The organism is Actinomadura sp. NPDC023710, assembly GCF_040639875.1.
Classification (GTDB): Bacteria; Actinomycetota; Actinomycetes; order Streptosporangiales; family Streptosporangiaceae; genus Spirillospora; species Spirillospora citrea.
In genome coordinates this window covers 1-10,010 of sequence record NZ_JBFAGB010000071.1, presented here as the reverse complement: position 1 = coordinate 10,010, position 10,010 = coordinate 1, and the positions used below count along the sequence as shown (strand labels likewise).

At 66.0% G+C, this 10,010-nt stretch carries 8 protein-coding genes and 4 pseudogenes; 10 read left to right on the top strand and 2 right to left on the bottom strand.

The features are described 5' to 3' along the window. The first annotated feature begins 88 nt into the window (after positions 1–88). From AB0H37_RS42890 to AB0H37_RS42870, 5 genes and pseudogenes are all read left to right on the top strand, one after another. Positions 89–970 (top strand): hypothetical protein, encoded by an 882-nt coding sequence (locus AB0H37_RS42890; RefSeq protein ID WP_360618412.1) that lies wholly within the window; start codon positions 89–91, stop codon positions 968–970. Positions 971–1,158: 188 nt separating this feature from the next. After that, entirely contained in the window at positions 1,159–1,470 is a 312-nt protein-coding gene (locus AB0H37_RS42885; protein ID WP_360618411.1) for a hypothetical protein, read from the top strand. A gap of 249 nt (positions 1,471–1,719) precedes the next feature. Next, a pseudogene (locus AB0H37_RS42880) lies at positions 1,720–1,968 on the top strand (transposase); the annotation flags it as partial. Positions 1,969–2,340: 372 nt separating this feature from the next. Next, complete coding sequence (locus AB0H37_RS42875) at positions 2,341–3,261, top strand: ATP-binding protein (protein ID WP_360618410.1); 921 nt, start codon at positions 2,341–2,343, stop codon at positions 3,259–3,261. A 474-nt stretch (positions 3,262–3,735) separates the two neighbouring features. Next, a pseudogene (locus AB0H37_RS42870) lies at positions 3,736–3,798 on the top strand (hypothetical protein); the annotation flags it as partial. Positions 3,799–3,800: 2 nt separating this feature from the next. Here AB0H37_RS42870 and AB0H37_RS42865 read toward each other — a convergent pair. Then, positions 3,801–4,121 (bottom strand): annotated as a pseudogene (locus AB0H37_RS42865) (anthranilate phosphoribosyltransferase); the annotation flags it as partial. Between the two features lie 113 nt (positions 4,122–4,234). On the opposite strand from AB0H37_RS42865, the gene AB0H37_RS42860 reads away from it, so the two are divergent. Both AB0H37_RS42860 and AB0H37_RS42855 read left to right on the top strand, forming a co-directional pair. Beyond that, positions 4,235–4,732 carry a DUF6338 family protein gene (locus AB0H37_RS42860; protein ID WP_360618409.1) on the top strand — a complete coding sequence of 166 codons (498 nt, stop codon included), beginning with the start codon at positions 4,235–4,237 and terminating at the stop codon, positions 4,730–4,732. 168 nt (positions 4,733–4,900) lie between these two features. Further along, a pseudogene (locus tag AB0H37_RS42855) lies at positions 4,901–5,150 on the top strand (transposase); the annotation flags it as partial. Positions 5,151–5,242: 92 nt separating this feature from the next. On the opposite strand, the gene AB0H37_RS42850 reads toward AB0H37_RS42855, so the two are convergent. Next, the gene (locus tag AB0H37_RS42850; protein ID WP_360618408.1) at positions 5,243–6,427 is read right to left on the bottom strand and encodes a delta-60 repeat domain-containing protein; all 1,185 of its coding nucleotides are present in this window, start codon (positions 6,425–6,427) and stop codon (positions 5,243–5,245) included. A gap of 808 nt (positions 6,428–7,235) precedes the next feature. Here AB0H37_RS42850 and AB0H37_RS42845 point away from each other — a divergent pair. The 3 genes from AB0H37_RS42845 (at position 7,236) to AB0H37_RS42835 (ending at position 9,792) form a co-directional block, all read left to right on the top strand. Next, complete coding sequence (locus AB0H37_RS42845; protein WP_360618407.1) at positions 7,236–8,159, top strand: hypothetical protein; 924 nt, start codon at positions 7,236–7,238, stop codon at positions 8,157–8,159. A gap of 29 nt (positions 8,160–8,188) precedes the next feature. Then, positions 8,189–8,671 carry a hypothetical protein gene (locus tag AB0H37_RS42840; protein ID WP_360618405.1) on the top strand — a complete coding sequence of 161 codons (483 nt, stop codon included), beginning with the start codon at positions 8,189–8,191 and terminating at the stop codon, positions 8,669–8,671. 437 nt (positions 8,672–9,108) lie between these two features. Continuing rightward, on the top strand, positions 9,109–9,792 hold the full coding sequence (locus AB0H37_RS42835; protein WP_360618403.1) for a hypothetical protein: 684 nt from the start codon (positions 9,109–9,111) through the stop codon (positions 9,790–9,792). The last annotated feature ends 218 nt before the right edge of the window (positions 9,793–10,010 follow it).

The window sequence follows — 10,010 nt, the reverse complement described above, 5'->3', positions numbered from 1 at the left end:
CCGAGCAGCACCGTGGGTGACTTGGTCACCAAGGGCCGCTGTGAGCGCGAGATCTCGGAGACCTTTCTGGTGGCGTGCGAGGTGCCCGGTGACCAGCATGAACGGTGGTTGGCGGCCTGGGAGCGCACCCGGGCCCAGACTGCGCCGGTGCCTGGCGCGGTCCGGGTCCGCGGGCGGCCACGCGGCGGTCCTGGACCTGCTCGCCGAGGCGAGGCGGACCGGTGACCCGATGGCGCGGGCCGACGCCCTCAGCCTCGCCCACCACTGCGTCCTCGGCCCCGGGCACGGCGCGCTGCGCCTCGAACTGGCCACGGAGCTGATCGGCGAGGCGTCCCGGACGGGCCGCCGCGGCGACCTGCTGATGGGCCTGCTGTGGCACGCCGTCGATCTGTTCCTCGTCGGGGACCCGCACGCCGAGCGCAGCCTCCGGGAGCTGCGCGGCCTGCTGGCCGGGCGGGACCATCTGGCGGCCGGGTTCGTCCTCGGGTCGCTGGAGGTGATGCTGGCCATCCGGCACGGCCGGTTCGAGGAGGCCGAGAAACTCGCCGCCGAGTGCGCGCGGCGCGGCGAGCACGCCGGCGACGCCGCCGCGACCGGCTGGTACGCCGCGCAGCTGGGCACGATCAGGTGGTACCAGGGACGTGTCGCCGAGTGCCTGTCGGCACTGACGGAGCTGGTCGGGTATCCGCTGATCAGCCCGATGGACAACGCCTGCTACGCGGGCCTGGCGATCGCCGCCGCCGGTGCGGGCGACTGGCGTCTGGCCGAGGGACGCTGGCCCGGTTGCGCGCCCGCCTCCAGGAGGGGACGCCGCGGTCGAACACCTGGCTTTTCGCGATGTACGGGGTCGCCGAGGTCGGGTACCTGCTCGGGGACGCCGACGCCGCCAATTTCCTTGGGGTGGGCCAGGCTGAAGGAGCACACCGCGCCCTCGGCGGTGGTGATCAGCATCAGCTTGGCGCCCCAGTAGAAGGCGTGGTGGGACTTGTCCATGCCGTAGCCGGCGATCTCGCCCAAGGCCGAGCGGTGCACGGTGGTGCGCGAGGCGCCGCAGCGCACCGGGGTGCCGTCCATCAGCCGCAGCCGCTCCTGCCGGGAGGGCGTCTGGCGGACCAGCCATGCCGCCGCGGCCAGCAGCAGCGGGGCGGCGCCGCGCAGATGCCGGTTGTACTCGGGCTGGCAGGGAAGGCGCGGGAACAGGTGCCCGATCCGGGCCGGGGCCAGGCGCAGCCACCGGTGCTCGGCATCGCATTCCAGCAGGACCTGGGCGACGGCGACGCAGACCAGCTCGGCATCGCTCAGCAGCCGGGCACGGCCCCGCCGCCGCTGTCGCCGCGAAGGCAGGACGTGATCGTCCAGATGAACATAGAGTGCGGTCAGAAGGGCGTCCAAGTCAGTCGTCACACACCGACCATGGGCGCCCTTCCCCGTGTCCGCACCCAGTTCAGCAATTTCCCATCAACGATCTAGCAGCCGCCTGATCTCCGAGGTGGTGGTCATGAAACCAGGTTGTACCGACTCGCAAGGCCGACTGTCGGCGACATTTCGGCCTGAGAGTGAGATCGGAACGGATTTTGGCGGTGGCGAGGATGCAGGCGGAGGACTCGGCTTGGAGTCTTCGAGGCCGCCGGTAGAGGAACAGGGGGCCGAATCCGGCGGTACGGAGCATTGTGCTCTGAGCGCCAGAGTCGGGTTCTGGGTGTCAGCAGCGCCCGTCGGCAGATCTGGTCGAACAAGCCCCAGGAACGCCTCAACAAGGAGATTCGTCGGCGCACCGGCGTGGTCGGGATCTTCCCCGACCACGCCGCGATCGTCCGCCTGGTCGGCGCGGTTCTGATGGAGCAGACCGACGAGTGGACCAAGGCCCGCCGCTACATGGGCCTGGAGTTCCTCGCCAAAGCCCGCCTGCGCGTCATCGACGGCCCGGCATCCGAACCTGAGATCGACAACCGAGAACTCACCGCTTAAGCTGCAAGAATAGGATCACGCGGAGGCCGACTCATACACCGCTCCAGTGGATTGCCTTCGCCAACGGAGTGAAAGCTAGCGCCATGTCTACTGCCCTCAAGCTGCTGGGACATGGAGATCGTGTGCGGTGCCTCGTCCACCCTACACCTGCTTTCCGACGGGCATATCTAAGACGTTCCCAATCAAGCCGCCGTCCGCGTGCTCCTAGTCTCACTCAACGCGCTCACCACGAAAGGGTGACCAGGTCAAGGTGCATAACTTTAAGTTATGCTTCAGCCGATGACCGGTGACGCATAGCGACCGTAAGATACCTAGTGCTCCCCGGTTGGGTGCTCACAGCGCCGACCCCTCCCTTCCCTTGAACTTCAAACTATGGTCGTGCGGTCGAGATGCCGTCTCGTCGGCGTTCAGCGCGAGTCACCCTTTTCTCTAGATGGGTCCGCGCGCCATCGACGTCTTTCATGGAAAGCGACGTTTATGCTGGAAAAGCCACAGATGGCGAGAACAGCGGGGTCAAAACTGGCCGAGGGTGCGTTTTCGGCATGGCCTCTACCGCCCGGCCCGAGAGCGGCGGCGGTCGCGCGTGCCGTCGTCCGGTCGGTGTTCGGCGAGCTGAATCTGCCCCCGGAAACCGTGGACGACGCGCAGACGATCATCTCCGAGCTCGCCACCAACGCCGTCGTGCACGGCGACCCGGAGAGCGCTGAGGTGTGGGCGTACCTTAGCCATCACCCCTCCCCTCGTCTCAACCTCAAGGTGTTCGACGCCGCGCCCTGGCGGGGGAGTGGCGCCGCCGACCCGGCAGGCATCGCCACGCCGACCGCGCTGATCACCGGTGAGCCCGCTTCCGACGCCTACGGTGGCCGCGGCCTGATGCTGGTGAACGCGCTGACCGGGGAGGCCGGCGGATGCTGGGGCATTCATCCCACCCGGCGCCGGCTCGGCCCGGACCCCGTGCCGGGCAAGGCCGTCTACTTTACGGTCCCGCTGCCGGAATTGTCCGCAGCCGCCCCGCCGGTGCCGGGCCCGCTGCCCGAACGGCTCCGCGAGCTCGCCGAGGCGCGCGGGCTGCGGTCCCTTGTCTCGCTCGGCGAGGCGACAGTGGTGCACTTCGGCGTCGGGCTGTGGGTGTGGGTGAAGGACCGGGCACTGCTCTGCGAGCTGCCGGGGCGCGGCCTCGTCCGTTACCCGCTGTCGGATACGGTCGAGGTCGTCGAGCAGATGGTTCGGCTGTGTGAGGAGGGCACAGCCGACGGCGCCGCCCCGCGCGTGCCGTCGTGGGACGTGAGCTGATTGGAGGCCGCCTCACCGCCTCGGCCGCTATGACCGGAGCGCCCAGCCGTTGCAGGACCGGCCGGACGAACAGCCTCGGGGACGCATGCCGGATCACTGTCCGCGACGGTCGGCTGTGCTCGATGGTCAGCACGGATAGAAAGCGGGCCGCCTGCTCCTGCTGCCCGGCGGTGGGGTCTGCAGGTGCTATTTTGAGCCGCTGCGCCACACCGTGGGCAGCAGTTCGGCCAGCGCACTGGCGTAGGCCCCCAATGCTCTTGCCAGCTCAGTGGCGCTCGGGGCTGCGGTGCTGAAGGTCAAGACGGTACCGGCGTGGCGCCGGTTTTGCAGCTGGGCGGCTGCCCGCTCCAGTTGCTGTGCCGGTCCCGCCGCCAGCCCCGCCGAGGTGACCAGCTGAGCGCACCCACTTGGCCTGTGCTGCTGAACCGGCTCGTGGCGGGACAGGACCTGACGGCCGCCGACCCTGCTAGAGCGATGCGTCAGGTCACGGCTGACGATTTCGAGCCCGTCGTTCTCGCCGGGTTCTTGGTGGCGCTGCGCGCCAAAGGCGAGATTATGCAGGAAATGGCCGGCTTGATCGAGGAGATCTTGTCCGCGGCGGTCCCGCTACCGCTCGGCTGCGACGCCGCGAACAGCAAGCAGATCCCTGCCTCGGTCAGGCAGTGCGCCGCCGCCGCGGGCGACAGCGCGAGGGAGACGCCGAGTGCTTCCAGCACGTCCGCCGAACCGGAGGAGGAACTGATCGACCGGCCTCCGTGCTTGACCACCGGGATTCCGGCAGCAGCCACCACGATTGCGGCCATGGTGGAGATGCTGACGGTTTGGGCTTGGTCGCCGCCGGTGCCGACCACGTCGACGAGGACCGGCTGGTGCCGTTGGCGGAGGTGTGGAACGAGATCGAACGAGTGGTGCCGCGGGAGAAGCTGACGGCGGCCTGTCGGGATCGCGGACACTGCGGGACCACGCATGGAACGTGATCTTCTCCTCGTCGCTCGCGCTCCTGCTCAGCGTCCTCACCTGCTTCGCAACGGGCACCGCGCTGAGCCGCCTGAGCCACGACCGGGTCCGCGGCGGCCGGGTCAGCCCGGGGACGAAGTTCGTCCAAGCCGTCACGACCCGGTCGCGGAGCAGCCGGCGCCCGCGCCTCAGAATCGAACTCCCCGACGGCCGACGGGTCGAGGGCTACCTATGGTCGGTCACGATCGAGGACGACCCGGTCCGAAGGGACATCGCCTTGCAAGCCCCCATCACATGGAGCGGAACGGGCTCCGCGGAACCCACCGGCTCCCTGGCCCTCCGTGACCTGATCAAGGGGTCCATGATCGGTGCGGTCCACATCAGCTACCCCGTCCTACAACTCGCCCAATCGCCCGACGAGCCGCAGGAGGAGGCTCCGCAACCACTGGACGAGCCGCAGCCAGACGGCACCGGGCAGAGCGAGACACAGAGCGACGCCACGCAGCCGCACTAGGCCGTCGGTGCTGCCGGAGTTCGATGAGCATCAGCGCAGGCCCTGGACCCCACTGGGTGGGGCCGATCCATCCACGCAGCCCTTTCCAATCCCGCGCGTCGGTCAGTTCCCTTCAGCAGCCGCAGGCGGGGAAACGGTCGCCCGACGGCCAGTCCCCGCGGGGGAGCCTTCGATGTGGAGATCCGCAAGGTGATCTGCTCCACCAACGCGATCGAGAGTGTTAACGCCCGCATCCGCAAGGCCGTCCGCGCCGACGGGCACTTCCCCAACAAGGCCGCAGCCCTCAAGTGCGTCTACATGGCGCTGATGAGTCTGGCCCGCCGGCAAGGGCCGCGAACGCTGGACCATGCGCTGGAAGGCGCCCCTGAACGCCTTCCAGTTCGCCTTCGAGGGCCGACTCACCCCGACCATCCACTGACCACTTAACCCACCAAGATCAGCCGCTAAGTTGACACGCCCGCTGGAGCCTCACCGGGCGTTGCGGCGGGGGATCGGGGAGGGGGCTGACAATTATGGGATGCTCGGCAGGGGGAATTCGCCGATGCGGCCGTGGTACTCGTGGCCGAGTTGGTCTGTGTCGCTGCCGACGAGCAGACCGTCAGAGGTGGCGACGAGAGCTTCGGCGCCTTGTCCGAGGGTCCGGGTGGGGTTCCATGGAAGGTCGGCGGATTTACCGGTGGTCGGATTGATCGCGGCGATGCCTTCGCGTGCGACGGAGCCGGGTCCTGGGCTGTTGTAGCCGAGGGGGTTGTCCATCCATCGTTGGTGGCCACCGACGTAGACCGCGGCGTCAGTAACGACCACCGAGAGCAGGGAATCTCCACCGGTGTAGTTGACCCAGGTCGGCTCCTGGTGGAGTCCGGTGCGGTTGGTTTCCCAGCGAGCTGTGCTGGTACACAGCCCGGTGTCGCCGAACCCGGCGCCTCCTGCGGTCACGACGACGAAGTAGGAGCCGTCTGAAGAGAAGTCGATGTCCCGCAGGTAGGTGTCATATTCAGGAAGGCAGGTGTTGCCGTACTTGTGTGTCTCCCACCCTGATAGCGCGACGGTCGCTCCGAGATCGATCATCGCGATCTGGTATCGCTGTTGGCCGTCGACCTTGGTGAAGGTTCCGTCGATGACGAGTTTGGTCCCGGCCGGGTTGACCGCCAAGTTTTTGACCAGAAGATCCCCGCTTCGAGGGTCGGAGACGGTGATGTCAAATGCCGGGTCGACCGCTCCGGTATCGGAGTTGAGCCTGGCAAGGATGTGGCGCTGGACGCCGGATACGGAATCGGTGACGGTGTCGAAGCGCCCGCCGATGTAGAGATGACTTCCCTGGCGTGCGATCGAATTCACCGATCCGAAGTTGATTCGCGCCCGCGTGAAGTTCGGGTGGAAAGTTCCGTCGGTCACCTTCAGCCGTGCCAGGCGTTTCGCCGTCTGCCCGTTGACGGTACCGAAAAGTCCGCCGACGTAGACGGTGTTATCTGGTCCGGCCTCCAGCGCTGACACGACGCCATCGAGCTGTGGTGCGAAGTGTTCGTCGATGAGCCCTGTGGCTTTGTCATAGGAGAAAAGGTTGGAGCGTGCCAGCGTCGGACTTCCGGTAGCGGCGTTTCGGACCTGAGTGAATTCGCCGCCCACGATCACAGTGTTCCCCGCCACGGCGATCGCGGTCACGGCGCCGTCAAGGACGTGCGGGGTCGTGTCCACGGGGTTTTCCGTCACCACTGCAGGATGGTGAGTTCCAGCTGCCGCGGGCGGCGCCGCGAGGACCCATCCAAAGACTGCGCCGGCTGACATGATGGCAAGAGCTTTTCGGAGCAACGTCTCTCATTTCCCATCGGGCGGATGCGGGTGGCGTCTCCATCACTGTTAGGGCGCTGGCTCGTGAACGCAAGGCAGTCAAGGGTGACTTGTTGATCACGCATTGTTGCTTCAAGTCGCCTGACCATGATGATCTTGACGCAGCCGGGTCGTTCTGCACTGCCTGACCACATGCGGACATCCCCGCAAACTTGCATGAGCCAATCCTGCACTGTTACCCATTGGCACATAACCATCATCGCAACTGAATGCTCTAAGGGCTGCATCGTCGTCGAAAGGTTTTCATCGCATGGCAAGAGGTAATCTCGCGCTCGCCCTTCTGCTGTTGCTGGGCGTGCTCGCGGTGGCGTCGCCCGCGCACGCCAGCGCACACAACTTCTCGCCGTCCCCGCCCTCGGGTTCAGCGCCGAGAGCACATCAGGAAACGGAAACGGCGCCGCAGGGAACCCGGAACAATTGCGGGTCGGTGAAGAAGATACTTAAGGAACGGGCGGCGAGAGGTGACACCAGAGGTGTCATATGCCATCAGACCAGGCGAACACCGAAGTCTGCCGAGAGCGCCGCAAAGAAGGCCGCCTCTCGCATCAAAGCGTCAATTCCTTTCCCTGCAGAATGTCTAACCGACACCGCTGGGGCATGGAGATTCGTACACCGGCGACTGGCATGCCGGTACATGCCAAATGAGACACGGTCCTTGTATCATTTCGACCCGACCACCGGAATCCTCACCGAGGTGGGGCAGATCTGGTACATCCAGGCCGATCTCATGCTCATCAACCCGAACACGGCCACTTATCAGTACCAACAATCGATAGGCCCCTTCAAGCTAGAAAGGTCGGCGGCTACCGGAATGACCGTATCCGGCGGGTTCAGTTGCGTGGGATGGTGCGAGTACGGCCCGGTCACCTACCCGAAGCAAAACCTCACCACCAACACTGTAGCCGAAGGCGAAAGATACTTTGGTACTACAGTAAAGAACTCTGGCGAAATAGGTGACATCACCGTCCGGGCAGACTATTCGATGGGCAAGAGTGGTTTCACGAACACCCCCACGGAAAAGACGTACGGGCCTCAGGTTCGATGCGACAACGCCCTGCCCGGGGTCTCCACCGTGGGATGCGTCTTCCCGCAATACATACCCGCTATGGATTACAGTCTTACTGGCCCCTATCCCCAGCTCGCCAGCCACATAAAGCGAGCTCAGGAATCCGGTCTGCCTGGCGCCCCGGGAGGCACGCCGCTCAATCGGATCACCGACGCGACTCTGAGGCAAAAGAACGGCGACCGGGCATGTCCTGCGGCGAGCAGCGGCGGCTACCCGCGCCCAGACGGCCACGATTGCGACGAGTATCCTTTCCGCTCAACGGTCCAAGGAGCCTATACAGCAGGTTCCTATACCCCGGACGACCCCGCTACGCCTCCCGCCAGGCCATGGCCCGCACGCACCTTCGACGGCTGTCAGATCACCGAACCCCGCCAGACCGGAGACGTCGGCTACAGCGTCTGCATGATAGATTCCGGGCAGAACCAAAATGGCGGCAGCGACCTGAACAGCGTGCTCTATGTGCCAGAACGCGTCCTTGACCGGGACAGGTTCTACGTATGGATCACTCCGTAGTTGTTCGTGCCTGGGCTACCATGACGCCCATGGGTGAACAGTTGGCATCCGCCAGGGAGAACATGATTGTGGACTACCACATGTTCTTCCTGGCGGAAGACGGGATACGTCCCGGCCGGTTCGAATATCACAACCCCCTCGTAGCAGTAGAGCCTGGATGTGCGGCGATCCGGACAGGCATCGCGCAAGGCTACGTCGACCTCACAGTCGAGACCTGCTCGAAGGCCCCTCCGCTAGACCTCGCCGAATGGGAAACGGTCGTGGAGGTCACGCTGGAAGCCCCACGAGGCCGGATCGTCGTCACCGCAGTGATGGACGATGCACCCGCTTTTCCAGTTCTGACGCCTGGCGGCACGGGCACCTATCGTGCTCGCGTCCATGCACGAGGCCGAGACAACGCAGTCGACAGCGTCGCATTCACCCCTGTCGAGCACTACCTAATCCAGGTCTGGCCTGCACCAGCCGCGACACAGATCACCCACAAGAACACCGACACCTACGGGCGCCTGTAGACCGTGTTTCGGGGTAGGAAGCCATCCCTGATGGTGGTGCCCTCAAGGGCGGTCTGACGCGGCTGAGCGCGTCGGCCGATTCGGTCGCTATCCCAACCACGGTTCAGTCGTGCCAGGGCGAGGCAGACAACGCCGCCGTTGGACCCTGATAGGGCGGCCCCGTGGGAGAACACACCCTCCGTGGGTCACTGGCGTGATGGGGGCTGACGACCTCGCCGGAGCCGCGCAAGGCAAGAGGCACCTACTTCTCGGGCAGGTGTCGATCAAGGCGGGCTGACCGCCAAGTCTAGGGTCGCGCAGCAATCGCTGGATCTGCTCACGGTCCAGGGCCGAACGGGGCTCCCGGCGCTCTTGCGTTCCGCCCTGTTCGTTGCCCACGCTCATCTCGGACCGGCCGGGCGGTTTCGGCGGCGGCGGCTCTCAGCGGATCGTTTGAGATGCTGCCGGACTACATGCGCGAACTCGGCAGCCACCTGGACCCCGATGACGTGGTCTCGACCCTGGAGTGCGGACTGGAACTGCTGCCCCGCCTGCTACGCGCCCCCGTCCTCGTCACGCACCCCCAGCGGGGCAGCTTCGGCAAAACCCGTCTTCACCATGCCCCTGCCCGCGCCCGGCCGGCCGCGTTCGCCGCATCCTGGGGGGAGCACCTGGCCGATCTGCTGAGCTGCGACGACCTCGACCTGCCCGGGTGGGGGCCGATTATCGGCGTCGACACCGGCCTGGCATGGGAGCTGTACGCGCTGGCCGACCGTGCGCGCCGGCGGGAGATAGCCGACGCCGAGACGACACCCAGCCGCCTCGTCCGCATCGCCGCCCGGCCGACATCGACCTTCACCTTCACCATCGCTGCCGCCGGCGGCACCTCGATGGGCAGGGTGACCTACGGGATCTGCGAAGAGTGCGGGTTCGGCGTCCTCTACAAGATCTCGAACCCGCAGGACTGGCAGTTCTGCGGGTTCGGTCGCCTCACGCTGATCCAGCTCGAATCACGCCACCCCGATGCGACGTGGTTCACCTCCGGGCAGTACACGCAGGCCAAAGGCTTCTACGCCAATTACCGGCAAGGCAGCAAGAGCCCCTGGACGCCCGAAATCCGGCCCTGCCCTCACTTCGATTAGCTGAGCGGGCGCCGCGATATTCGGCGAACTGCGTTCACCCAGATAGCCCCGCAACCGCCTGTCCTTGGCCAGGGTCAACCGCGAAACGGTTCGAACGTGATCAGCGAAGCAGGGGCTCAGCTCGGAAGTCAGGCCGCGCAGCGCCTGGTCCGCCTGGTCCAACTGGCCTGCTGCGTGATCGAGGCAGGCTTGACCGAAGCAGACGCGTCGGCCAAGCC

Bases quoted from the DNA above. Each gene is read 5' to 3' on its own strand.
- AB0H37_RS42840 (WP_360618405.1), top strand. From the start codon at position 8,189: ATGGGTGAACAGTTGGCATCCGCCAGGGAGAACATGATTGTGGACTAC.
- AB0H37_RS42885 (WP_360618411.1), top strand. From the start codon at position 1,159: ATGCCGGTTGTACTCGGGCTGGCAGGGAAGGCGCGGGAACAGGTGCCC.
- AB0H37_RS42835 (WP_360618403.1), top strand. From the start codon at position 9,109: ATGCTGCCGGACTACATGCGCGAACTCGGCAGCCACCTGGACCCCGAT.
- AB0H37_RS42875 (WP_360618410.1), top strand. From the start codon at position 2,341: ATGGTCGTGCGGTCGAGATGCCGTCTCGTCGGCGTTCAGCGCGAGTCA.